This window comes from Pseudomonas sp. JL27(2026) (assembly GCF_056933555.1).
Genome location: NZ_CM167794.1, coordinates 340,601 through 364,170 on the forward strand (window position 1 = coordinate 340,601; position 23,570 = coordinate 364,170).

At 53.2% G+C, this 23,570-nt stretch carries 18 protein-coding genes and 1 tRNA gene; 4 read left to right on the forward strand and 15 right to left on the reverse strand.

Translation table 11 applies throughout. From position 1 onward, the window contains the following. Positions 1-314 precede the first annotated feature (314 nt). From AC1Z1G_RS01540 to AC1Z1G_RS01560, 5 genes are all read right to left on the reverse strand, one after another. A complete protein-coding gene (locus AC1Z1G_RS01540; protein WP_483624296.1) occupies positions 315-1,109 on the reverse strand; it encodes a hypothetical protein in 795 nt (264 codons plus the stop codon). Positions 1,110-1,122: 13 nt separating this feature from the next. Next, positions 1,123-1,950, reverse strand: a complete 828-nt coding sequence (locus AC1Z1G_RS01545; RefSeq protein ID WP_483624297.1) for an acid phosphatase — start codon at positions 1,948-1,950, stop codon at positions 1,123-1,125. A 53-nt stretch (positions 1,951-2,003) separates the two neighbouring features. Continuing rightward, on the reverse strand, positions 2,004-2,849 hold the full coding sequence (locus AC1Z1G_RS01550) for a MipA/OmpV family protein (RefSeq protein WP_483624298.1): 846 nt from the start codon (positions 2,847-2,849) through the stop codon (positions 2,004-2,006). A gap of 111 nt (positions 2,850-2,960) precedes the next feature. Continuing rightward, on the reverse strand, positions 2,961-3,995 hold the full coding sequence (locus tag AC1Z1G_RS01555; protein ID WP_483624300.1) for a DUF1254 domain-containing protein: 1,035 nt from the start codon (positions 3,993-3,995) through the stop codon (positions 2,961-2,963). Positions 3,996-4,365: 370 nt separating this feature from the next. Then, the gene (locus AC1Z1G_RS01560) at positions 4,366-5,349 is read right to left on the reverse strand and encodes an AraC family transcriptional regulator (RefSeq protein WP_483624302.1); all 984 of its coding nucleotides are present in this window, start codon (positions 5,347-5,349) and stop codon (positions 4,366-4,368) included. Positions 5,350-6,507: 1,158 nt separating this feature from the next. Between AC1Z1G_RS01560 and AC1Z1G_RS01565 the strand changes: the two genes are divergently transcribed. Then, positions 6,508-8,778, forward strand: a complete 2,271-nt coding sequence (locus AC1Z1G_RS01565; RefSeq protein WP_483624304.1) for a hypothetical protein — start codon at positions 6,508-6,510, stop codon at positions 8,776-8,778. 258 nt (positions 8,779-9,036) lie between these two features. On the opposite strand, the gene drt3b is transcribed toward AC1Z1G_RS01565, so the two are convergent. The 3 genes from drt3b to AC1Z1G_RS01580 form a co-directional block, all read right to left on the reverse strand. After that, complete coding sequence (gene drt3b, locus AC1Z1G_RS01570; protein WP_280944611.1) at positions 9,037-10,968, reverse strand: antiviral reverse transcriptase Drt3b; 1,932 nt, start codon at positions 10,966-10,968, stop codon at positions 9,037-9,039. Continuing rightward, positions 10,961-12,295: an antiviral reverse transcriptase Drt3a gene (gene drt3a, locus AC1Z1G_RS01575; RefSeq protein WP_483624306.1), complete on the reverse strand. Its 1,335-nt coding sequence runs from the start codon at positions 12,293-12,295 to the stop codon at positions 10,961-10,963. Before drt3a ends, drt3b begins: the two co-directional genes overlap by 8 nt. A gap of 455 nt (positions 12,296-12,750) precedes the next feature. Then, the gene (locus AC1Z1G_RS01580) at positions 12,751-13,722 is read right to left on the reverse strand and encodes an integrase domain-containing protein (RefSeq protein ID WP_280944613.1); all 972 of its coding nucleotides are present in this window, start codon (positions 13,720-13,722) and stop codon (positions 12,751-12,753) included. 1,110 nt (positions 13,723-14,832) lie between these two features. Between AC1Z1G_RS01580 and AC1Z1G_RS01585 the strand changes: the two genes are divergently transcribed. Further along, positions 14,833-15,180: a hypothetical protein gene (locus tag AC1Z1G_RS01585; protein ID WP_041475665.1), complete on the forward strand. Its 348-nt coding sequence runs from the start codon at positions 14,833-14,835 to the stop codon at positions 15,178-15,180. Between the two features lie 31 nt (positions 15,181-15,211). Here the strand turns inward: AC1Z1G_RS01585 and AC1Z1G_RS01590 are convergent, their stop codons facing one another. Both AC1Z1G_RS01590 and AC1Z1G_RS01595 read right to left on the reverse strand, forming a co-directional pair. Beyond that, the gene (locus AC1Z1G_RS01590) at positions 15,212-16,531 is read right to left on the reverse strand and encodes a tyrosine-type recombinase/integrase (RefSeq protein WP_095068254.1); all 1,320 of its coding nucleotides are present in this window, start codon (positions 16,529-16,531) and stop codon (positions 15,212-15,214) included. 172 nt (positions 16,532-16,703) lie between these two features. Continuing rightward, a tRNA-Thr gene (locus AC1Z1G_RS01595) sits at positions 16,704-16,779 on the reverse strand. A 223-nt stretch (positions 16,780-17,002) separates the two neighbouring features. Here AC1Z1G_RS01595 and AC1Z1G_RS01600 point away from each other — a divergent pair. Further along, complete coding sequence (locus tag AC1Z1G_RS01600) at positions 17,003-17,161, forward strand: hypothetical protein (protein ID WP_483624309.1); 159 nt, start codon at positions 17,003-17,005, stop codon at positions 17,159-17,161. 240 nt (positions 17,162-17,401) lie between these two features. On the opposite strand, the gene AC1Z1G_RS01605 is transcribed toward AC1Z1G_RS01600, so the two are convergent. From AC1Z1G_RS01605 to AC1Z1G_RS01625, 5 genes are all read right to left on the reverse strand, one after another. After that, positions 17,402-18,631, reverse strand: a complete 1,230-nt coding sequence (locus AC1Z1G_RS01605) for a methyltransferase (protein ID WP_483624311.1) — start codon at positions 18,629-18,631, stop codon at positions 17,402-17,404. Then, positions 18,612-19,301 carry an ABC transporter permease gene (locus AC1Z1G_RS01610; protein WP_483624313.1) on the reverse strand — a complete coding sequence of 230 codons (690 nt, stop codon included), beginning with the start codon at positions 19,299-19,301 and terminating at the stop codon, positions 18,612-18,614. Before AC1Z1G_RS01610 ends, AC1Z1G_RS01605 begins: the two co-directional genes overlap by 20 nt. Next, positions 19,301-19,993, reverse strand: a complete 693-nt coding sequence (locus tag AC1Z1G_RS01615; RefSeq protein WP_483624315.1) for an ABC transporter permease — start codon at positions 19,991-19,993, stop codon at positions 19,301-19,303. Before AC1Z1G_RS01615 ends, AC1Z1G_RS01610 begins: the two co-directional genes overlap by 1 nt. A 78-nt stretch (positions 19,994-20,071) precedes the next feature. Then, the gene (locus tag AC1Z1G_RS01620; RefSeq protein ID WP_483624317.1) at positions 20,072-20,827 is read right to left on the reverse strand and encodes an ABC transporter substrate-binding protein; all 756 of its coding nucleotides are present in this window, start codon (positions 20,825-20,827) and stop codon (positions 20,072-20,074) included. 13 nt (positions 20,828-20,840) lie between these two features. After that, on the reverse strand, positions 20,841-21,614 hold the full coding sequence (locus AC1Z1G_RS01625) for an ABC transporter ATP-binding protein (protein WP_483624319.1): 774 nt from the start codon (positions 21,612-21,614) through the stop codon (positions 20,841-20,843). Positions 21,615-22,166: 552 nt separating this feature from the next. Here AC1Z1G_RS01625 and gabP point away from each other — a divergent pair. Next, positions 22,167-23,558: a GABA permease gene (gabP, locus tag AC1Z1G_RS01630; protein WP_483624321.1), complete on the forward strand. Its 1,392-nt coding sequence runs from the start codon at positions 22,167-22,169 to the stop codon at positions 23,556-23,558. Positions 23,559-23,570: the final 12 nt, after the last annotated feature.

Consider the following 23,570-nt stretch of genomic DNA (forward strand, 5'->3'; position numbering starts at 1 on the left):
TATTTTGTTCTATCCCTAAATATATTTTTATCATTAGTCCGCGTTCTGGCTGTGCGTGGGGGCATCTTCGGGTGCGCCGAGTTCCTACACTTCAGGTCTGTAATCCGCGTTTGCCTTCGCCGCACTAACCGCCAAAACGTTTTGGAGAAACCCGTTCCGATCAACTCATTCAAGAAATGACTACAGGCCATCCCGGTTTCAATATAGGTGGTGTACACAGGGCGCATTTCGGTCGTGAGGCTGAACGGCCAGGGATATCAACTCGCCACGCGGTTATGGCAAGTCTGATCGGATATTTCGCAGTGTTTCATCCCTCAGAATCGCCCACTAATACCCAACAAAGGCCCCTTCTGGACAATGTCGTAGACAAAACCATCATGGCGATAATTCACCCCCATGGCCCGGTAACCGGCCACCGCCGAAAAACCGGGCAAAAACTCCCAGCCTGCCAGCGCTGCCAGATCCCAGTCTTCCCGGGACTGCCCGGCGCCCGCCATACCCCATGATGACAACCAGAATCGATCATTCACGGCATAGTGCCCACGCAGTCCCGCCATGGCGTCCGCCCAAGTAGCCTTGTCAGAGCCAGATAGGCCGGCAGCAGGTCCACCATGCAGGCTGATGGTGGTGCTGCTGTACCAGACGCGCACTCCACCCGCGACATCCAACCGACGGTTTTCATCACCCAACACCGTGTACCCGCCCCCCAGGAATCCGGAGGCCGTCTTGCCTTCTACCTCAAGTTTGGACGCAGGAGCGCCCGCAGGCAGACGATTGCGGGTGTCGGTGTCGATATACATCAGGTCGGTGAGTACGCTGTATGGGCCTCGTCGAGCCTCGCCCATCAGCATCACTGACATATCGACAGTACGCGCAATGTCGGAGAAATCGGATTCTATAAACTGGGTTCCGGTACTGCGGTGGCCCACGTGTCCACGGATACCGGCGCCCCACACGTAAGGCCCGCCGTTGAACCTCCAGCCATCGCTGTCTGCCGCCATGGCCACCGTCGGCAGGCTGGGTCCGGCTGCCGCAAAGACGCCAACCAGCAGTGCTAGGCGGGCGTGCTTATGCCGCAAAGGCGAGCGTGGGTTGTCACTGTGCATCATGGTGTTTCTCCGATCAGTGCTGGGTCAGCGAGAGCGCCACGCCCTCGGCCGCACAGTCCTCTGCAGGCTTCAGGCCTGCTTTTTGAGCGGCCCTGACCTCCTCCTTCGCGGCCGCCAGGTCCGCCAGGAACGCCGGATTGCTATGCAAGCTCGCCACAGTAGCGGCCCCCATGATGCGACCTGCATCCACGTCGCTCTGCCAGTGTGCATCGCAGATGACCCGGCTCTGGCCGAATGACAACCCACGGGTCATCAGTTCGGTGGCACGCGCAGGCTGAATCTCGGCCAGCAACAGCCCCCAGGCCCAACCGGCAGCAGAGTGGCCGGACGGCCAGGAGCCATCCGTGCGCAGCAGCGGTTCCATGTCTTTGCGACATGTCCCTTCGTCATGCGTCACGAATGGGCGGGTACGGTTGTAGGCATTCTTCCCGGCATAGGTGGAACCGCCCGCATCCGCCAGGGTGCGCTGCATCAAGGTATAAAGGTGCGGTGTGCTTTTCTCGCTGATCGGCGTGCCCATTGCGCAGGAGAAGGCTTGCGCCGGGCCTGGGAATGACAGCTCCGCATCCGTTGCCGCGAGTTTCTCCCGGGCCGTGCCACGTAGCGACAGCGCCGCACGCCGTGCTTCCTCATCCCGTGCAAGCGCCGCAGAGTCAGCCTTTGGTGGGGCGCCAAGCAAGGCCAGGCGAACGGGCAAGTCCGCCGGGTCAAGATAGCCTGGGGCCAGCTTGAAGTGAGGGTCCGTGACCTTAGTGGCGGCATCGTCGGCAAGTACCAGCCCCGACCAGAGCAGGCCGGCCAGGGACCCCGTCATCCCCAACTGCTTATGTAGTTTTTTCATCGATTGTTCCCTTATCTATCCATTTATCGGATGGCGTCGGTATTACCGGTTGATCAAAAACTGTACAGGGCATTCAGGTAGGCACCTGCGCCTACCTTTTCACCCGTCAGCGGGCTATTGCGGGCATCGGAGACCAGAGCGTAGGTCTTGATGCCGCCTTCCAGCGCCAACTGTGGCTGCCATTGCCAAGTGAGGCCCAGTTTCAAGGTCACGTCGCGCATCCCGCCGCCTGGGTGGTATTCGTCGAACCGGGTGCGTGCCGCTTGTTGGGCAGTGACGCCGAAGCGCGCCATCATGTCGTTCTCATTGCTCCAGGTGCCGTACAGCGTCGAGTCCAGGGTCAATGTCGATGACAGTGGGTACGCAGTGGCGACCCCTGCCTCAAGATAGGCCGTATGCCCCAGGCTTTTGCCACCGTAATTGCGGTTCTGGCTTGAGTGCAGGCCGCGAACAAACAGGCGCCCGGCCGGCAGGACCCAGTACGCTTCGGCCCCGACCAGGGCAGTGCTGTCCAGATTGCCCATTCCCCTCAAGTAGTCATCACGACCGTCCAGCGTGTGGATTCTTTCCTTGCGCCCCTGGTCATAACCGATCAGCAGGGCCACCCCGAAAGGCGCCAGGCCTGGCAAGTCCCAACGCAGCCCATCCGGGAAGGCCGCGGTAAACATGCCCCAGTCTTCGGTAGGCAATACCACTTTGAGTTTCAGTGACGGGAAAGCGGCGTAGCGTGAAGAGCCTTCGTACAAAGGACCAACGGCAACTCCGCCGCCTACCGTCACGGATGGCGTGCGGCTTGAATCTTCTGCCTGTGCAGGCAACACCGTCGTCAATACGAGGGTCGCACCTGTAATAAGCATCACGGAATGTTTAAAAAAGTTTGAACCATCGATGGTTATCATTGTTCCCTTCCTTTGGTGTAAAACTCTGCAGCTCAGAGAGGTTTCTGGCTTGTTGAACTAATTGGCTCTTGTACTTGGTTGTATGGGTTGAAACTTTTAGTTGTGCTTTAGTTAGAGCGCGACGGGCTGCGGTTTTGGAAAGCTCCATTGGCCATTCAGTATTTCTTCGCTCGGCTGATAAAGTCTGACCGTATAGTTCCAGCCGGCTGTAGTCGGCAGGCAATTAACGATCTTTGCATTGCAGCCACCGAACTGAATGACTATCGAACCATCATCACTTTTTTTGGCGGTGAGATTATTCAACGAATAAGCGTCATATGGATTTTTTTGGAAGTAACCGTCTGCGTTGTAAACACTGACAGACCAGAAGCTGTTGACCGGGACATGTCCAACTTTAAGTCGGTAAACGGTTTTTCCATCATTCTGCGGCCTCACTGCGCCGAGGTAGATTGCGTCCTTGTTCGGGTTTCCGCCCCATCCCGTCGCCGTTCCGATCAGGTGATGGATCGGATTGACCATGCCCTTGGGGCCAAAGGACTGGTTGTAGTCGGGCATCGTCGAGCCGAGAACAGCCAGGGCATCACGCATCTTTTTCTGGCTCGCCTGATCCCACTTCGGCACTACGAACTCCCCGGGTTGGGCCTGGCTGACCTTGATTGCGTCCTGCAGCGCATGCACCTGTTCAAGGTCTTTGCGATCTGTGGGGTCGAAGAACAGGCGGATAGCGACAAACACATAGCGTGTGCCGATAGCCTCTTTCGTCAGCGTGTGGCGGCCGGCACCGTAAACGACGGCAGGTACGTAGTGATCTTCGTTGACCACTTGCATCGACATGAACCTCTTACCGGCCTCAGGCAACGTGATCGTGACGGGAGTGGTATCGAGATCGAATACAGCTGAGGAGTAAAGCGTGTCCCGATTCATCCGGATGACATTCTGCGCGTCAATGAGAACCGGTTCACGGCTATGCACAAACTGACCCAAACTTCCATCCGCCACCATTTTGCCCATGTAGAGATCGGACTCGGCACGGACAAAATTTTCGACACCAACCCGTGTCGCCGCATCAGAGGATGACTGAGCGTTCGCGCTCCCAAAAGTTGCCAACGTCAGGGTGACGATGCAGGCCGTGGATGAATATGACATTTGGACCTCTTGATCATATAAAAAGCTATTCCACTCCCCAGCGTCAGACTTTTCTTGTGCATGGATTGTTTGCTGCACCGCTCGCTGGTCTTTGCATTACCTTTTCAGACTGTATAAGAACACCTCGATGGAAACTTGCCATTTGATGCCAAAGGCGAAGCCACCACGCGCCGGTCATCCTGCCGACATGCATGACGCAGCGCCGGTTGGCGGACCTCGCACAGAAATGGCTGCTCAAATCAGGACAGCAAGCTATATTCCGGCGGTTCGAGGCTCCGTGCGTCTCTATTGGATGGCAGCACCTGAAATGGGCCAAATGGTTGGGCGGGGGGAGGGGGCGAGTGGTTAGGCGAAGACGGTATCTTATATTTTAATGATCATGTTTTAAGGCAGAGCGGTAGCGCGACGGCGTGCTCCCAGTCCAGCGCTTGAAGGCACGAGTAAAGTGCGCTTGATCGCTGTAGCCGACCATATAGGCAATTTCGGTCGCGGTGTATTTACCGCTGGCAAGTAACTGAAGTGCCTCGCTGCGACGTGTCTCGTCACGTAACGCGTCGAAGTCGATGCCGCAATATTTTAGGCGACGCTGCAAAGTTCGAGGAGACAGTCCAATTTTTCTTGAAATCGTTATAAGTTTGGATTGTTCCTGATCCGATATCCGCTTGACGAGCACGTCAGCTGTTTCAACTGTCGACCTCAAGGCTTCGGTGGTTTTCCAGGCATCATCCCGAATATATTGCAGGGGGATCTCGAGCAATTCACGATCGAACTCGATCATGTTGTACTCAGCGTTCATTTCAAGGTTCGGGCCTAGGTATTCTTCAAGCGCATCGTCTCCTCTTTCTCTTGGGTTTTTGATATGCACACGTATGGCGGAAGGCTCGCCGGACAGGAGAGGTACTTTTCTAAGTACCGCAAGGCTGCCGAAAGTGAATTGCTTCGGGTCAGCTTCGTGTGGTCCTGTGAACTGGTGGATAAGTTTCGTCGTACGGCCTTCGGTGACGATTTTTACTTCTCCTCCTTGATGCAGTAAGGCCGCATGGGTTGCAGCCAGGGCACACGCCTGGGCTACGTTCGTTGAGCCCAATATCAATTCGCCCCAGGCACCGAGTGAGCGTATTTCGGTCAGCTGTCCCACATATACGCCAGCGAACGGATCCTGTGCGATAGCGGCCATTTCGTTGGCTATATGAAAGCAGGCCGCCCGCGGTAACCATATATCAGAGCTTTGAAAAATTTCAGGAGAAATACCAAAGCGTTGGAAGAACTCCAGCGGCGATACCCCTCGCATGCTCAGATAGGGGGCCATCTGGAGAAAGCTACCAAGCTTGATAGATGGCGTAGCATTCGTCATAGGCGTTCGCACCTGTTTTTAAAGACAATACGCATGGAAATCGTCTTGGTCCGCACGGAAACGCTAATGCAGAACCATTGCCCGACGTAGGCAGATCGGCTTTTGCAGCCTATTCACCATCTTCGCGATGTTTATCGTCTCAGCCATGATTCCTTGGGCCTTTATTTGCTCAAAGAAGCGTTAGCAAGCAAGTGATCGCACAATTGATGGCGCAATAAACTCGGTGGTCTAACCCGTGACAAGATCATCGCGTGTTCGACATTCGCACCGTACCGTCGCGCAGATGGATTTCAAGGAGGAAGCATAGACGAGATTCGCCACGCTCTGAGTGGCGGTGGATTGCAAATGGCTGTCGGTACCCCTGCCGCCAAGGAGGCCAATGCTAAATGGAGGGTTTAGCTGCTCTGACTCGATAAGGCCTCCCAAGCCTTGAGCGAAATGCCTATGGCCAAATGCATCTTGATCCGCACCAGAATTTCACGATCCCAAATGACGGGCAGATTCTTTTGTCGGTGGGCATCAAATCAATCCTTTGGCTGGTGGGATTTGGCCTCACATGCGGTCGCTACTTCGGGAGAGCTGCAATAGGCAGAAGATAAGGGCTTTCATTGCATGGGGTACTTGGCTGCTGCGATATCTTTGACCGAGTACAGTCGGCCGCTGTGCCAACCAAGGTGATACCAGGGTAAGTAAGTGGCCGCTTCTGGCTGTTTTCTCACCTTCGCTTAGCGCTTGAGCTTCCAGGATTTTCCTAGGCTATGAGTGAGTAATTGCAGGGTCAAAAAGTAGTGATAGCGCGTTGATGCAGTGCGCTGGTTTAGAGGGTGATTCAAAAAACACGCAGGTGTTTTTTCTGCCAAGTCCATGGGGTATCGCGTTGCCAGCGCTCAGCGATTGCTGTTTGGATGTGGACACTCTGTGGACGCTGGGGAAAGGCCCAGAAACAACAAAGCCCTCGCATTTCTGCGAGGGCTTCGTTTTGTATGGTGCGGCACCAAGAGTCGAACCGACAGATAACTATTTGTTATTTAATGTGATTTTAGGTGTGTTACACAGCCTCTACCCCAAAGTGTACCCTGAAGATTAGAATAAGCGCTGAGCGCGTTGGAAATTGTCCCCGCGCTAAAATGTCAATTTTTAAGCGAGTGGATGAGACAAATGGACAGGTCTAAGAGTTTAGAGAGCGGAAGCAGTTTGTCCGACGCCTCTGATGAATTTGGTTTATTTTCTCATCCCCTAAACGACATTGACAGGGATGTCCTGAAAGCGGCGTTAATTGCAGAGGGTGAAAAGAGTCAAGAGAGGTTCCCCGAACTCTGTGATTCGTTGTTGTCACAGTTTAGAGCCTCATATCCGCCGCATATTATTGCAATGCTTAGCGCTTACGGCCTTCAGGTGCAGGTTGGAGACGAGGGAGTATCGCGAGAGTCTATGATGCCGGACGTCCAACAGCACCATGTGGAAATCCTCCAGGCATTGGCACTTACTATTCCACACGGTGAATGGGGACAGAGACCAGCGAAACCGTTGGAAATTCAAAAGGTGGTTGAGAATGTGAAGGCTCTTGCTGACGCGTTCATTCATCGTCGATTTCTTTCGATGGTGGAGGAACGAGACGCCTCCCAGCAGACAATACTCATGCTCCAAGAGCGGCTAAGAGCTCATACGCAATTTGTAAGGAATTGGGGTTATTTCGCTGCTGTTTCCAAGATATCAAAGGAACTATATAGTCCTCTAGATCAGGATGTAAAAAAGTTTTTTGGGTTTAGCGCTACTGATCTTATCGACGTGTCGGTTGCAATCTTGAAGCGTTTGGAGGAACGCTCAAGTAAGAGGATGCAGCTTCTTCAAAAGATATTTAGATCGAAAACAAAGGAAAAATTAGTTAAGCGGTACTTCGCTATTTATCCTTATGTAGAAGGAAACCCTTCAGAGTTTCTTAAAGGTTTGCCGAAAGATATTGATCTGATAGGTGTGGCTGGAATTCTACAAGCACACTCCGACATGGTTTTACCATCATTAGCGAGTGTCGAAGTAGAAAAAATTGCAGAGCTGACGAAGCGATCAGAAGATGTTGTTTTGCTCATTCTGAACCGTCTTTCTCTAATGCCGGGGGATCTTGATCGGGAAAATATTCCTAATTTCTTTCTCAGTAATCCAACGTGGATTGCGCCGGGAATTAATATCGCAGGTGGATTTTTCTTTCCAGTTCCGCAAGTCATATTCAGTAATATCCACGCTGTGATGAGATCATTGTTAGACGACGCAGGCTTGCTAGAAAAACTGAAAAAGCGCCGAGCAATTTATCTAGAGGAGAAAATTAAGGATGTAATCGAGGGTGTCTTTCCGACCATTAAGTTTGCGTTAAATGCCAAATGGGTAGTAGGTCAAGATAGATTTGAAACAGATTTTCTTGGCCAAGTCGACCGTGCGATACTTATTGTTGAAGCAAAATCTGCGGCTCTTACTCCCCAAGGTTTACGTGGTGCCCCTGATCGAGTGAAACGGCATGTGCGAGATCTTATCGTCGAACCCGCGGAGCAATCGCATCGTCTCGAGCAAATCTTGTGGAAGGCAAAGTCAGGTGATGCTGATGCTTTAAAACTCACAGCACAACTGGGTTTGGTCGCTGAAAAAGTAGACACCATTATTCGTATCTCTGTAACGCTCGATGACTTTTCGGTAATTTGCAGTGCTGAGGCGGAGTTAAAACGTGCTGGATGGGTGCCAGAGGATCTCCCCTTGGCTCCTACTCTAAATATTGCTGACCTAGCATGTGTTGCCGAAATTCTTAACGAGCCAGCATACTTCCTTCATTATTTTGCAGAGCGTGAACGAATTCAAAAGTCTACGCAAATGATGGGGGATGAGATGGACTATCTCGGCCTTTATCTTGAAACAGGCTTCAATTCCGCAGTCCTTGAAAGCGAGGATACTTGCGTGGCTATAGTTGGTATGTCTCGTTCGGTCGATCACTTTTATAATAGCGCAGACGCAGGCGTTCGAGTCCGAAAACCAAAAGTTAAGCTGCATCCGCATCTTGAGCGTATCGTATTAGAAATACAGCGGAAGGGTGTTGAAGCTTGGACCACTATGGTTATTGATATGCTTAGAATCGGTGATTTTGGGCAACAAACTCAGCTCTTCAAAGAGTTGGAAAATCTTAAAATAAGTGTTCAAAAAAACTACCAAGATCCTTATCACCTATCATCGATGATTATCGAGCCGCCAGCGCACCGAGAAGCAAGTGTGGTTTTTTACGTGTATCCAAAAGCTATTTCAGAGCGGCGAAATGAATCGGTTTCGGAGATTGCTAGTAATGTTCTTGAGGACGGTGGGAAGAAGCGATGTGTTGTTGTGGGGCGTATGATTGAGGAGTGGACTAGACCCTATCAGTTTCTGATGGTCGCTACTCCACCTGTTAATTAATCACTGGGGAGTTATGGAGTGCTAGTCGAGGCGGCTTTGTGAGAGGGTCAAAGTGAAAAGAGAAGTTTGTGTGTGTGAGCGTTCTGTAAATCTGAAAACGCCTCGTTAGCTTTTGATGAACGCCTAATCATCTGCCCATGAGGCTCGCTCTTAGCATACCGACGCAATCCTGTTACAGGACAGAGGCCGCCGAAAGCTATGCATTACTGTGAAAGCTAAGACGCTTCCCTTCTCACTTTGACTATAATTACATTAACTTTATTCATAAGCAGGGCGCAAGTCTTTTTTCGCTAACAAAGATCGTAAAGATGAGACCCCTTGCCAAACGGTAAATCCATTGCTTTTTGAAAGCAGCCGAGCTTGCCCCAATGCATCCCCTTGACTGAGTAGCCGCCCCTGACTGATTTTATGCACGTTATTGTAAAGTGCTGCTCTGTCCGCCTCGTCTATATATGGGCAGCCGATTATATCCACGAACAGCATAAATGCGTCGGTATTTTTGTTTAGGCGTGCTGCGTTATTCATTATGATATGGTCGGCGCTTTTTATTGCTGCCTGCTTTATCGGGCGTAGATCTCGTCTGTTTTTTGAAAAATATAATGCTGCTATTATAGAAAAATAGTCGTTCATCGAACTGCTATTTTCATCCGTTACGCTAAAAAGCACCTGCAAATCGATTTTTGTTAGCTTTTGTTTGTCTGAGCAGATGGAATCAGCGGCTACGGCGATGTTTAATACGTCTGCAGTGCTTGCATGCTTCTTTGACTCTATTATCGCCTTACGGGTGATATCGAGAATTTGAGACTCAAATGCTGGACGAGCAAGCCCAACACTTCTAGCTAATTCGTCCAACTCTAGAAAAATCCTGGCCATTTTATTGGAAGTGGCGGCCCTGATATCCATTAGATAAAGAAACTCTGAAACTGTTAAGACTGCTTGAAATGTCGACTCAAATTTGGTGGAGATTACGGACGTCTCGCCTAGACTTGGTTTTGAGCGGTATCGAATGGTATTCATTTTTCTTGCAATAATTGCTAGAGCAGGGGATGCTAAGTCGGCGTATTTTACTTGGTTGGTTCGTGCTACAGATCTAATCTCCGTGATGATTTTTCGTGATTGTTTTTTCAACTCTCCTATCGCTTTCGATTGTTCAGCTTCTGTCTGAACAGAACCTAAAGCAGATTTGAAAAGATTAATGAAGTCTAGAACTTCAGTTTGGATCTTATTTCTGGCGATAGTTAGATTTGTTATTAGCGGGCGCTCAATAATTTTTTTCTTGCTTTCATTCAAATAAAGATTATATTTTTCCAGCTCTTCAGCTATCACTCGTTCGATTGTTTGGAGGTCTTCAAGGTCATTTGAAAAAATAAAATAATCGTCAACGTAACGTTTTATCGTAGTTTTTGACTGGACTTTTTTAGAGATTGCGATGTCTACGCTTTGAAGTATGATTTCCGCAAATATTCTACAAATTTCCGGGCCTATAATTATTCCGTTAGTCTCGCCCCAGTTGAAGTTTCCTACGAGTTTGTCGAATTCGCTCTCGAAGAATTCTAATCCTCGATTATCTTTGGCAAAAGTTTTCCCCCTCATGCTCCAGGCAATAGAGTGGGTGTAGATAGATGAAAAGCATTTTGCAATGTCTAATTGAACCATGTATTTGTATTCTTGCTCTAATAGTTCGTACTCGCGTGACGAGAAAAATTTATAAATTTGAGCATATGTTTTGTACGAAAAATAAGTTGATGCATATGGTTTTTCTGGCTCAAAAGATCCTTCGACCAGTTCCGGTGCAAATTCATTCAAGGATTCATCTATATAACGACTGTCATAGAATTTTGATGCGACTCGGTAAGGATGTCTTAGGGAGTACGCGCTTCTAGTACAAAGGTGGGATATGTAAATGTCATACTTTCGGTAAAATTCGCTAGCCCTAAGCTGGGTCGCAGGATGAATGATAGATAGCGTTCTGGTTTTTTGGTCGATTTTACCAATCTTTAAACTTGCAGGAATGGTCTCCCCTTTTGTTGATAAGATTTTTGATATTAGTGGTGTCTGATTTGTGTTGGATTTTGCGAATTTATAAAGTTTTTCATTTGTAAAATACAGAGGTAATTCATAGGGTAGGACGTCTGTCAGAAGCATCCGCGCACAGTCTCTGTCTTTAATTTTCTTTATTTTTTTAGACATGATTCCAGCACCTAGTTATTTCTATCACATCTCTGGCACTAAATTTGGTTCTGCGCCGTTTGATGAAACCTGATACGAACGAGTACTTTGTTATTGCGTTCGTCTCTTCTTTTGATATCCCCAGTCTACGCAATGCAGGCCTCGCGAGATTTGAAAAAAAAGTATCAAGTGCAGATAGCGAATTACTTGAGGTCGCTTCCTGAGAATCATCATGGCTGTAGAGCGAATGCGTGTAGGCTAGCCCAGTATATAGTCCTCTTCGGCTTGGATCGCTTGGAAGTAGTTGGTTTCCAGTTAAATATGAAAGCCTATTTTTTAATAGATTTATATTCTTGTTGGACTTAAAGTCTTGTAGAGACAAGAAAATCTTCTGCTTGAGTTTAGATATCTTGCTATCCGAGAGCAGGAGAGTTATTTTGTTTTCTTTTTCATCATTCCGTTTGCCAATTAGTATTTTGTATCCGAGGTATTCCGGAGCCGGAGACACAAGTGAGCTGTCAGATTTTGCACACTTGCAAGAGCGTTCGCATGGACATTTTTCTGGATGGCCACAAATATCACTGCAAGTGCATTTTATACTGAAAATATTACTTTTTGATTCATTGGTTTTAAGTCGATATTTTGATAAGCAGCTTTGCACTTCTCGCTTAAGCGTGACTTCGCCGCAGGTTGCAAATATTACAATGTCGTCAACATACCTAACGGCGAGATAAACTCCAGGAATATTTCTAAGCTCTAGGTCTAGCTGATTTAGATATATTTCAGCTAAGGTGCTGGTGATAATTACACCTCTAGGTAGTCCGCTTTTCTTTAATTCGGGTTTTATTGAATAGGCATGAGAGAAAAAATTGTCTAGAAGCTGCAGTGTTTGGAATGATACATGGCCATCTCTGGCTATTTTGTTCATTAAGCTGGTTCTATGAATGCTCTCGAAACATGATCTGATATCTAACCTGTAGACTGTTTTTGGAGAAGGATCTCTGAGAGCTTGGATGACTAGTTTTACGATGTTGTCTCTACTCGGGCTCTTTATATGATATGCGCGTCTTAAATTGTCATTTATTTTTCTTAAGGTTAACGCTTCGTCTAGGCTTTTAGTCCTGACAGTTGTTCTCTTTTTTTTACTTTTCTTAGTTACGAATGTGCTGAGTTTTATGAAGTTCATTTGATTCTGGGCAATGCGTAGCTCCAGAGAAATCAGATATTTAGACCATTCATCGTTGGTTTCCAGATGATCATTGTTATCAGGGGTTAGCCCGAATTGTTTTCTACGCTTTCGCATCCAGTTTAGGTTTTTTGCTGTGAAATCCTGAGTAGGCGAGTTCATAGTCTTCCCTGAATAGCAGCGCAAATTGAAATTTGAAAGGCTAAATACAATTTACTATGCGACTTGATTCTGATATGGCGGCTTCAGCAGAAGCTATCAGAGATGCTGTCGCTGCGTCTATAGTCCTCGCTTGACTGTCTAGACAGACAGAAAGAGGACTTAATTTTCACGTCTTGATGGCTTAGATCCGAACCATGACTTGCCAAGCCGTAAGACGATCAACTGGACAGTGAGCCAGAAGTAATATCGTGTTGGCTCTGCACGATCTCGTAACTCCTGGTCCATAAACCATGCAAGATGTTTTTGCTGCCATGTCCATGGATTGTTACGTTTCCAGCGATTAGAAATTGCGGTTTGAATAGTCACAGCCTGACGAAGGTGGCGCCGACGGGTCGTATGAGATCCGGAGAGCACGCCGTTCAAAAATACCTCCATATCGAAAGGATTTGCCATCTTCAGCCACCGATATACGCACGGACCACATCGATGCGACTGTGCCCAAGCTCATAGCTGATTTGTGCTCGGGCTTCCCCATCAAGAGGTCGGTGGTGCTGGAGGCACCTGCCTCCGTTGATGGGCGCTAGGTGATGGGTGATCTGCTCATAGCGTTCGCACGCATAGGCTGCGCGCAGTTCGTGGAATCCTTTGAGTTTGTGCGTATGGAGGATATCTCGGGCGGGTCGGACGATTCCCTGCTGGAAATCGATGTAGCGTTCGTTCGGTGCAAGCAGGTTGCGGCTACCGTCGGGCGAGACCTGTTCGGTAAACCTCAGTGCGTCACGAATATGATCATCTACCGTAAGCCAACGAGGTGCTGACGCGCCTGAACGGCCACCTTTGGTGCCGTCCTGGATGTTGATCTTGCCGAATTGCTCAGCTTCACGTTTTAGACGGGGAAGGTCGGCCAAGATGGCCTCGCGCAAACGCATGCCGGTGGCGCGTGCCAACTGCACGATGGCGGCGGCACGGGGATACTGTTCGCGGAGTGCATCGACGATGCGCATCACGTGTTCGCGATCCTGGCCTTGTGGAACTGTCATGCGGATGGTGGTGCGCTGCATTTCCAACGCCTTGCTCGGACTCTGCACTTTCACGTACTGATCACCGCGAAGCGCTGCCATGGTTCGGTTGACGCTGGACAATCGATTTTGTGCGGTGGCGATCGCGAGGTCGCCGCGCTCGACCAAGTGATGCAGATGCGCCGCGTAATCCGACAAGATCTGGCGATCTATCTGCCGTGCATCGTTGAGTCCTGGTCCGTCGTCTGAGCGACACCAGCGCACGAATGCCTGCCAACGATCACTGTGCGCTTTGACGGTCCCGTAATGTCCGCCGCCAAACATGTCCTGCAACGCCTGCGGTCCGGCGTAACTCAATTGCCGACCATAGCCAAAATTACGCCCACCCCGTCTACCGACCAATGCCATGACCAAACTCCTCTCGAAGCCACACTTGTAAAACCTTCCCCACGTCATCCCGCCACGAATGTTGAGTGTTATCAGGGATCAAGGCCCCTGCGACCTGTGAGGGTTGTCCACTAACGCGGGACTGGCGGCTCCTTACGACCGGGAACTTGGGCATCTCATGATCTGGCCTCCTGAACACTTCCGGGGAAGTGGGCGGGTGGAGGCTGCGCTGGCTGACGAGGCCAGTGCCGCGAGATCCTGAGTCGGGTGAAGGCAGTGAAGCGATGACCGGGGCATGCCTGACTGTCAGTCAGGTGCAGTCCATTCCGTGGGCTGCGGCACCATCATCGGTATCGCTGTTGCTGGTGACTTTTCGGTGTTTGTCACGCCGATTGTCACGAGGGGAAATGCCGCAAAGCCTTGTACGAGTTGGGCAGCAGCAGTGGTAGGAGCGCCCGTCTCTTTCCGGGAGAAAGAGACGGGCGCAGGTTGGCGCACGGGAATGGCCAAGCGGATAGGTTGCTGCAGGGCAGCTATGAAAGGGGATGAGTTGCCGCAGTGGGCACACTGGTAAAAGTAGGCATCCATCACATCGCTGTGACCGTGCGAGCCGCCGGACGCTAATCGCACTTTGGGAGAACCACCACGGTGTGGCGTAGCCTTAAAGGTTCTGGCTACCTGGGTTGCTGTCAACGACAGCGCTTTGCCCGATCTTTTCTACGCCTGTGGATAATTTGGGTCAAGGCTCGAATTGTAGGGGATTCTGCGGCTGTGGATGAAATTATCCACCGGTGGAAATCTGTGGTTTTCCACAGACAGTTGCGTGGGCTTTAGATTTTTAAGTGAGGTCCATCCAAACAGGGCGGCTTTGCAGCCCTGTTTGGATGGACCTGCTTGGCCAAGCGGATCACTGAGATATGAAGACCGAGCGCTAACTCAGTTGCGCCACGTTTTGCTTTTAAGCGAGTGACGTTCGGTCCGGTCTGGTTCGTGAATTCGTGGGGGGTGACATGCTCCTGTCGATTTGCGGGAGAAATGCGCCTGCTTCGGGTGGAAACGGTCAGAGGGAGTTCTTAATCTGTGACTGGATGACATGGTGATCGGCACTGTGATCTCAAAAGGAGCATATCAATGAGACCGAATTTCTTTCTGGACGATGAAGATGAAGCCATCGCCAAGAGCTATTTCAAGAAGGTTAATAGCATTGGTTTTGTTTGTGTCGGTTTGGCGTTGACGATAATCACAATGCCTCATCCCGAGCGCGCTGCATGGTTTGTCTTCGCGGTAGCAATCATCTATGCGTTTAGCCACGGCGATGGTTACAGGAAGATTGTTGCCAGCTATTTGTTGCGTCATAAAGGGTTCGGCGGTGGTATTCGTTTGGTGTTGAAAGTCGCTCTCTTCGTGTTGGGCACAAGTCTGTTGTCTGGGATTGGGCTTCAGATCTTGACGCCTGAGGTTTTAGGCATCCTCCCATAGCAGGACTGTCTCAGTGACCTGGGTGGCGGATTCAATCATTGATCCGCTTCACCTTTATCCGGGTAACATTCGCCCCAATCTGATTAGCGAACTCATGCGGAGTGACATGCTCTTCACGGTTGGCTTCCAGGTACCGGCTCCACCAGTTCATGATCAGCCTGCGCTCCTCAATGAACTCGGCCTTGTGGATGTAAGCGGCGCGGACGTTGTTGCGCTCCTTGTGACTCATCTGCCGTTCAATGGCTGTCTCCGACCACAATCCTGACTCGATCAGTGCGCTGCAGGCCATCGAACGAAACCCATGTCCGCAGATATCAGTTTTGGTGTCGTATCCCATCGTCCGTAGCGCGTTGTTCACGGTATTTTCGGACATGGGTTTCCAGGGCTTGGCATCGCCTGCAAACACCAGGTCGAATTTACCGGTGAGGGCGTGGATCTGTTCAAGCAAGGCCACAGCTTGCGGCGATAAGGGTACAAGGTGGATGTCCCCGGCCATCTTCGTACCCCTTGTGGAAAAGGGTACTCCCTCCAGCGCTGGCCGAGTGTCTGGGATTTCCCAGGTGCCGCGCTTTAGGTCGAACTCGCTCCAGCGTGCGAAACGCAGCTCGCTGGAGCGTACAAACACATGCAGCGACAGCATCACCGTCAGACGAGTAAGTGCCCGGCCTTTATAGGTGTCGATCCGCTCCTGTAGTTCCGGCAGTCGCGATAAGGGTAGAGCGGGGCGATGTACCACCCGCGGGGCTTTGATCAAGCCTTCGAGGTCGTAAGCAGGGTTTGCGGTGATAAGCCGGAGGCGTTTTGCCTCGCGCATGATGCTCTGCAGGTAGTTTTGTACCCTTAAAGCAACGTCTATCGTTCCGCGCTTCTTGATTGCTTCCAAGGGCTGCATTAGGTCATGGGTGTCTAATTCGACAATGGCGCGGGCGCCGATCAGCGGCAACACGTGGGTTTTGAGGCGGCTCATCACAGTCTTGGAGTGGCCTGGAGCCCACTTGGCCGACATTTCCGTGTGCCAGTCCAGCGCAACGCTTTCAAAGGTTCTGCCTTTGATCACGGCTTCCGCCTTGGCTTGGTGCTTGGTCTCTATGGGATCAATGCCATCCGCCAGCATTCGCTTGATCTCCAAGCGCTTGCGGCGCGCATCGGCGAGGCCAATGACAGGGTAGTTGCCGAACGAGGTCAGTCCTTCCCGTCCATCAGGTTTGACGTAACGGAGCCGCCAGCCTTTGCGGCCATTGGGTTGGACTAGAAGGTAGAGGCCGTCGCCGTCGAAAAGCTTGTAGGCGCGGTCGGTGGGCTTGGCTGAGCGGCAAGCCGAATCAGAGAGTGGAGCAGTGGTGCGCGACATAAGGGTACTCCCTTTTATCGAAGTGACCTTTACCCCCAACTCTACCCTTAAACCGGTTGGAATCCACAAGGATTCACCGGAATCCGACGGAACGCCAAAACGAAAAAACCCGCCAAAAGGCGGGTTTTTCGGGGGTTCCAGAGATTTTGAAAGCCTTCTCTGGAACCTTGTATGGTGCCGGCACCAGGAGTCGAACCCGGGACCTACTGATTACAAGTCAGTTGCTCTACCAACTGAGCTATACCGGCGTGTTGGGCGACGATTATAGCGATTGGCGAGATTCTGTAAACCCCTGAATTCTGACTATTTTTATTCGGGGTTGGGCCTGGGTTGCCAAGCCGTGAATTCCTTGAGGTTCGGCGGGGAGGGAGGTGTACCGGGTTGACCCTTTGTGTTCTGTTTTGCGGCCCCTCACTCGGGGGGGCTTTCGCATGCCACGTCGGTAACCGTTCTGCTCAAGGGTGCTAGCAGGTGCGGTTGATTCCCGGGCTGGAACTGTTTGAAGTTGGCGTGTCAGTCACTGGCGGGGTGGATGCTATGGGCTATGCTCCGCCGAGCCATTTCATGGTGATGTTCCAGCGCCGTGTGGGTGATTTCCCAGCGCATTATTTCGCATTAAAGAGCCGCTGAATGGGCAGTTATGCCCTTTCGCTTGAAGGCTTATGCACAACGGCGGCTGCCGAATGACGGCGGGTGGCCGGGTTTTGTGATGCCGTTCTCATTTGCACGCAAATAGCTGTTTTTTCGGTTTTTTATTCATGTGAACAAAAAACGACCAGGTACTGTTTCAGCGCCGAAACAGTGTTTTAACTGGATCCAGGATTATTCCATCAACAGAGTTATCCACAGGCTGGGGCGTGTCTGCGCGGTCTATCGGCGCTCGGCCAACAGCATCAGGTTACGTGGCGTCAACGGTGTTTCACAGAACTGCCCAAGGCGAACGTTGTAGCCTTTTTCTTCCAGTAACAGCGCCCGATCCAGCACCAGCCACAACTCCAGCGGCCGACGGAACAAACCGCGCAGCAGTTCCAGGTTGCGGACCTGTGCCAGGCGTTGCCAGCCGTCGGCTTCGAGGGCCGCCCAGTCATGTTCGCCGACTGTGGATAAGTCTTTCAGCACCGCCAGGTCGCGGCAGTAGTTGGCAAAAGATTTGGCCAGCCAACTGCTGGGCAGCGATGGAGTTGGCAGGTAGTCGTCAGCGCCGCGCAGTTGCCGTTGCAGCAGGTCGAAGGCCAGGCGCCGGGCCATGGACGCATCGCGTTGACGTCTGACGCGAGCGCCCGCGGTAACGGTCTCGCTCAGTGGCAGTGCCAGATCATCCAGTGAAAGCGCCAGGCCAGAAGCCTTGGCCGCGACCGACAGCGGTTGATACTCACGGGTACTGATGCGGTTGTAGCAGCAGGGGGCGATGGCCAGTTGTTCACAACCCGCCGCGCTGGCCAGTTGCATCAACCGCACATGCAGCTCGCCACAGGCGTGCAGGGCGACCGGGGTGTGGTCGGGGCTCAGGCGCGCAGCCGCATCGGCGGCCATCACGTCTTGCTGGTGATGATTCACTGCGAGGTGATGGTGCTGGCTGAGTGCCTGGCCGCTGGCGATCAGCGTCGGGTCGAACTCCAGGCATGTCAGTTGCTGGTCGGGTTGCAACAGGTGTCGGCCCAAATGCCCTTTGCCTGAGCACCAGTCGAGCCAGTGCCGGGGTGTTGTAGAGAACGTCAGGCAAGCGGCGAAGGCTTCGATCTGCTGCCATTTGCGGCCGGGTACGTCGACGTTAAGGCGCCGGGTCGAAGGTTCAAGTGCATGGACAGGGAGATTGCCTACAGCGCTGAGCGCAAAGGCTTGCGCCGCCAGTGCCGGAAAAGGCGCGGGCGCGGGCAGTTGTTCGGGGTGGTTGTGGCTGTTTTCCGCGTCTTCCAGCGACCGCTGGCGTAGCCAGTTCGCCAGTTCCGGGTGGTTTCCTTCCCATGGCAGGTGCCGATGGGTGAACGGGCGCGGGCGCCACAGGGCTTGATGTTCGGTCAGGAATGCGTCCAGTGCCGTGAAACGGGCGAGCAGTTGCTCGCCCGTCAGCACCGGTCGGTCAACGCCCCTGGCAGGCATCGACGCGCAACCAGCGCTCCAGCAGCCGGAATGCCTGAACCAGCATAAAGGACATCAGCAAATAGAAAACCCCAGCGGTGAAGAACATATCTACGGATAGATAATTTCGGGCAATGATCGTGCGGGTCATGCCCGTCAACTCCAGCAGCGTCACCGTACTTGCCAGCGAACTCGCCTTGAGCATGAGAATGACCTCGTTGCTATAGGCTGGCAGGCCAATCCGTGTGGCACGGGGCAAGATGATGAAGAAGAGCGCCTTGGCCTTTGACATACCCAGCGCGCGCGCGGCCTCAATTTCGCCGGGCGGAATGGCCTGGATCGCGCCGCGTAAGATTTCGGCGATGTAGGCTGCGGTGTGCAGGGTCATGGTTGCCGTTGCACACCAGAAGGGATCGCGCAGATATGGCCACATGAAGCTTTGGCGCACGACATCGAACTGGGCGAGACCGTAATAGACTAGGAAAAGCTGAACCAGCAGTGGTGTGCCGCGGAAGAAAAAAATGTACGTATAAGGCAGTGCGCGCACGTACCAGAGCTTAGACGAGCGGGCGATGCCCAGTGGAATGGCGAGAATCAGACCGACGATGACGGCGATACTGACCAGTTCAAGAGTAAGACCTGCCCCCTGAATGAATTTCGGCAGCCACTTGTAGATGACTTCCCATTCCATTACGTCATCCTCGAAAAACCGCGTGCGGCGCGTTTTTCCATGAAGTGCATTCCCGTCATCGCGAGGGCTGTCAGTCCCAGATACATGACGGCAGCCACCATGAAGAAGGTGAATGGTTGCTTGGTAAAGGTCACTGCGTTCTGGGCATGACGCATGATTTCTTCCAGGCCGATCACTGACACCAGCGCGGTGTCTTTCATCAGGATCATGAACAGGTTGCCCAGCCCCGGCAGGGCAATGCGCCACATCTGCGGCATGATCAGCCGGGTGAATATCCGCCACTTAGACAGGCCCAGCGCCATGCCCGCTTCACGGTGGCCCTTGGGGATCGCCAGGATTGCCCCGCGGAACACTTCCGTGGCGTAGGCGCCGAAGCACAGGCCCAGCGCGATCACACCGGCGGCGAAGGCGTTGAGTGCCAGGTCGGGATTGCCGAAGAACTCGCCCAGGGCACGCATCAGGTTGACGGTGCCGAAGTAGATCAGCAGCACCCAGAGCAGTTCCGGGATGCCTCGAACCAGGGTCGAGTAAGTGCCGCCAAGCCATTGCAGCGGCTTGTACGGGGAAGTCTTGGCCAAGGCGCCGAGCAGACCGAGCACCAGCCCCAGGCACAGGGCCGTGAGCGCCAGTTTGACGGTCATCAGCGCACCAGCGGCGAGCGCCGGGCCGAATCCGTAGAGATCGATAATCATGGATGGGTATTCAAATCGCAGCAGGCTTTGCTAAGGACCGGCCACCGCGTCACGCGGCGCCGGTCAGGCAGCTCAGGATCAATAGATGCTGAACGGGAAGTACTTGTCGTTGATTTTCTTGTAGGTGCCATCAGCGACGATTTCTTTCAGCGCGACGTTCAGGTCGTTGCGCAGTTTGTCGTCACCCTTGCGCACGGCGATGCCGATCTTGTCGCTTTCCACCACCGCGTCGCCCTTGAACTCGTAGTTCTTGCCGGCGTCGCTTTTCAGCCAGTCGTAGTTGGCGTACTTGTCCGCGAGGATGGCGTCGACGCGACCGGACGTCAGGTCCAGGTAGGCGTTTTCCTGGGTGTCGTACAGCTTGATAGTGATGTCATCGCCGTAGGTATCTTCCAGCCAGGTGCCGGCCAGGGTGGCGCGCTGGGTGCCGATTACCTTGCCTTTGAGCGAATCCTTGTCGGTTTTGAGGTCGACGTTCTTCGGCGCAATGAACTGCAGCTTGTTGGAGTAGTACGGGTCGGTGAAATCAACGGCCTGCTTGCGCTCGTCGGTGATCGACAGGGAAGAGATCAGGAAGTTGAATTTCTTGGCGTTCAGCGCCGGGATGATGCCGTCCCAATCGGAGGTCACGACTTCGCATTCGACTTTCATCTTGGCGCACAGGGCGTCGCCGATGTCCTTGTCGAAACCGACTACCTGGCCGCTGGCATCTTTGTTGTTGAACGGCGGGTAGGCCGCTTCGATGCCCATCTTCAGTTTTTCGGCAGCCATGGCGTTGGCCGAAAACACCAGGGTGGCGGCCGCAGCCAGGAAGAGTTTCTTGTAAGTCTGCATGTAGTTAGCTCCGTTAGCGGTTGCTGGACATGAATTGTTTGCAGCGCGCCGAAAGCGGGTTCTCGAACACCTGCTGTGGCGATCCTTGTTCCTCGACCAGACCTTGGTGGAGGAACACCACTTCACTGGACACCTGGCGGGCAAAGCCCATCTCATGGGTCACGAGCAGCATGGTCCGGCCTTCTTCGGCCAGGGCACGGATCACATTAAGTACTTCCTGAACCATTTCCGGGTCAAGCGCGGAAGTGGGTTCGTCGAACAGAATGACCTTGGGTTGCATCGCCAGCGTGCGGGCGATGGCGGCGCGTTGCTGCTGGCCGCCGGAGAGTTGCGCCGGGTAGGCGTGGCGCTTGTCGGCGATGCCGACCTTGGCCAGCAAGGCTTCTGCGGTTTCGATTGCATCGCGCTTGCTCTGGCCGAGCACCCGGCGTGGCGCCTCGATGATGTTGTCGAGCACGCTCATGTGCGGCCAGAGATTAAAGTTTTGAAACACAAAACCGATCTCGCTGCGCAGCCGGTTGATCTGTTTGCCGTCGGCGGCGACCAGTTCACCGTTTTTCGCAGGCTTGAGCTTGAGCTCTTCGCCGGCCACCAGGATTTGGCCCTGGTTCGGGTTTTCCAACAGGTTGATGCAACGAAGGAACGTGGACTTGCCGGAACCGGAGGAACCCAGGATCGAGATCACATCGCCGTCGCGGGCGGTCAGCGAGACGCCTTTGAGCACCTCAAGCTGGCCGTAGCGTTTGTGCAAGTTGCGGATTTCAAGCGCGGGCGTGGCCTCAGCCATGTGCGGTCCTCATTGTGTTCTGTTGTGCTCCAGCTGTTGGGCGGCCTTACTGGGAGCGCCAAGCTAGCATGGCGTTCGAATCGCAGCCAACAGCCCCGCGGGGCGTAAACGGACAGTGTGCGGCAGGTTGTCGCATCAGCGCAGCAGACTGTCGCGCCATCAACAACCGAACGCCCGTTTGAAGCCATGATTGCGCGGGTGTCGCGTAAAAAAAGGCGCGATGGTGCCAGCTTTGGCCGGGTGTTGGAAGCGCTAACCGGTCAAACGTTCCCGATCCGCACTTTTATTGTGCATGACACACTTTTTACGTGTGTTTGTGGTGCGTCCGTTCGTTCTTGATGTGTGTGGTCGGGTAACGCTCTGGCGAAAGGCCATTAATCTCAATGAGTTGCGATGACTGACCGGTCAGTCTGCAAGCCGCGAGGAATCTAGCGTTGAAATATTTTGGCGCAATTATTGCGTAAATTATAAGGAACGCCCTGTTGGATTCTTTTTACGAGAAGGAACGCCAGACGGGGTGAACGCTTCGCTTTCCTCGCAAAGGTAGTTTCAATGAGCAGTACGCAAAGCTCCAATGACCTCGAACAGGGGCTCAAACCGCGGCATGTGACCATGCTGTCGATTGCCGGCGTTATCGGTGCCGGGTTGTTTGTCGGCTCCGGCCACGCTATCGCCGAGGCGGGGCCTGCGGTGCTGCTGGCTTATGCGGCCGCCGGTACGCTGGTGGTGCTGGTGATGCGCATGCTCGCCGAAATGGCCGTCGCCTCGCCGGACACCGGCTCGTTTTCGACTTACGCCGACCGCGCAATCGGTCACTGGGCCGGTTTTACCATCGGCTGGTTGTACTGGTGGTTCTGGGTGCTGGTGATTCCGCTGGAAGCCAACGCCGCTGCCACCATCCTGCATGCGTGGTTCCCGGGCGTGGCGATCTGGGCGTTCACCCTGGTCATTACTTTGTTGCTGACGGCGACCAACCTGTTCAGCGTGAAGAACTACGGCGAATTCGAGTTCTGGTTTGCACTGATCAAGGTCGTTGCGATCATCGGATTTGTGATCCTCGGCATTCTGGCCATCTTCGGCTTCCTGCCGACCAGCCAGGTCAGCGGTGTTTCGCATCTGTTCGACACCCAGGGCTTCCTGCCGAACGGTATGGGCGCGGTGTTGGCGGCGATGCTGACCACCATGTTCTCGTTCATGGGCACCGAGATCGTGACCATCGCAGCCGCCGAGTCGAAAAACCCTGGCCAGCAAATCTCCAAGGCTACCAACTCGGTGATCTGGCGGATTGGCTTGTTCTACCTCGTGTCGATCTTCATCGTCGTGGCCCTGGTGCCCTGGAACGATCCTGCGCTGGCGAACGTCGGTTCCTACCAGACCGTGCTCGACCGCATGGGGATTCCGAATGCCAAGCTGATTGTCGACATCGTGGTGCTGGTTGCCGTGACCAGTTGCTTGAACTCGGCGCTGTACACCGCCTCGCGGATGTTGTTCTCCCTGGGCAAGCGTGGCGACGCGCCGGCCGTGGCCAAGCGCACCAACAGCAGCGGCACGCCGTACTGGGCTGTGATCCTGTCCACCGCAGCGGCGTTTCTGGCGGTGTTCGCCAACTACGTGGCCCCGGCGGCGGTGTTCGAGTTCCTGCTCGCCAGCTCCGGCGCCATTGCCTTGCTGGTGTACCTGGTGATTGCGATTTCGCAATTGCGCATGCGTCAGAAACGCATGGCGGCCGGTGAAACCATTGCTTTTCGCATGTGGCTGTTCCCTGGCCTGACCTACGCGGTGATCGTGTTCATCGTGGGCATCCTGACCATCATGCTGTTCCAGCAAGAGCACCGCGTGGAGATTCTTGCCACCGGCCTGCTGAGCGTACTGGTGGTGGCGGCGGGGCTGCTGGTGGCGCGTCGTCGCACGCTTGCGAAGCGTGGCGCGCTGGTATTGAACTGATCCGCACCCCGT

What these genes read in the sequence shown, in the direction of transcription:
- AC1Z1G_RS01540 (WP_483624296.1), bottom strand. Translation starts at nt 1,109, where the DNA reads ATGATGCACAGTGACAACCCACGCTCGCCTTTGCGGCATAAGCACGCC.
- AC1Z1G_RS01545 (WP_483624297.1), bottom strand. Translation starts at nt 1,950, where the DNA reads ATGAAAAAACTACATAAGCAGTTGGGGATGACGGGGTCCCTGGCCGGC.
- AC1Z1G_RS01550 (WP_483624298.1), bottom strand. Translation starts at nt 2,849, where the DNA reads ATGATAACCATCGATGGTTCAAACTTTTTTAAACATTCCGTGATGCTT.
- AC1Z1G_RS01555 (WP_483624300.1), bottom strand. Translation starts at nt 3,995, where the DNA reads ATGTCATATTCATCCACGGCCTGCATCGTCACCCTGACGTTGGCAACT.
- AC1Z1G_RS01560 (WP_483624302.1), bottom strand. Translation starts at nt 5,349, where the DNA reads ATGACGAATGCTACGCCATCTATCAAGCTTGGTAGCTTTCTCCAGATG.
- AC1Z1G_RS01565 (WP_483624304.1), top strand. Translation starts at nt 6,508, where the DNA reads ATGGACAGGTCTAAGAGTTTAGAGAGCGGAAGCAGTTTGTCCGACGCC.
- drt3b (WP_280944611.1), bottom strand. Translation starts at nt 10,968, where the DNA reads ATGTCTAAAAAAATAAAGAAAATTAAAGACAGAGACTGTGCGCGGATG.
- drt3a (WP_483624306.1), bottom strand. Translation starts at nt 12,295, where the DNA reads ATGAACTCGCCTACTCAGGATTTCACAGCAAAAAACCTAAACTGGATG.
- AC1Z1G_RS01580 (WP_280944613.1), bottom strand. Translation starts at nt 13,722, where the DNA reads ATGGCATTGGTCGGTAGACGGGGTGGGCGTAATTTTGGCTATGGTCGG.
- AC1Z1G_RS01585 (WP_041475665.1), top strand. Translation starts at nt 14,833, where the DNA reads ATGAGACCGAATTTCTTTCTGGACGATGAAGATGAAGCCATCGCCAAG.
- AC1Z1G_RS01590 (WP_095068254.1), bottom strand. Translation starts at nt 16,531, where the DNA reads ATGTCGCGCACCACTGCTCCACTCTCTGATTCGGCTTGCCGCTCAGCC.
- AC1Z1G_RS01605 (WP_483624311.1), bottom strand. Translation starts at nt 18,631, where the DNA reads ATGCCTGCCAGGGGCGTTGACCGACCGGTGCTGACGGGCGAGCAACTG.
- AC1Z1G_RS01610 (WP_483624313.1), bottom strand. Translation starts at nt 19,301, where the DNA reads ATGGAATGGGAAGTCATCTACAAGTGGCTGCCGAAATTCATTCAGGGG.
- AC1Z1G_RS01615 (WP_483624315.1), bottom strand. Translation starts at nt 19,993, where the DNA reads ATGATTATCGATCTCTACGGATTCGGCCCGGCGCTCGCCGCTGGTGCG.
- AC1Z1G_RS01620 (WP_483624317.1), bottom strand. Translation starts at nt 20,827, where the DNA reads ATGCAGACTTACAAGAAACTCTTCCTGGCTGCGGCCGCCACCCTGGTG.
- AC1Z1G_RS01625 (WP_483624319.1), bottom strand. Translation starts at nt 21,614, where the DNA reads ATGGCTGAGGCCACGCCCGCGCTTGAAATCCGCAACTTGCACAAACGC.
- gabP (WP_483624321.1), top strand. Translation starts at nt 22,167, where the DNA reads ATGAGCAGTACGCAAAGCTCCAATGACCTCGAACAGGGGCTCAAACCG.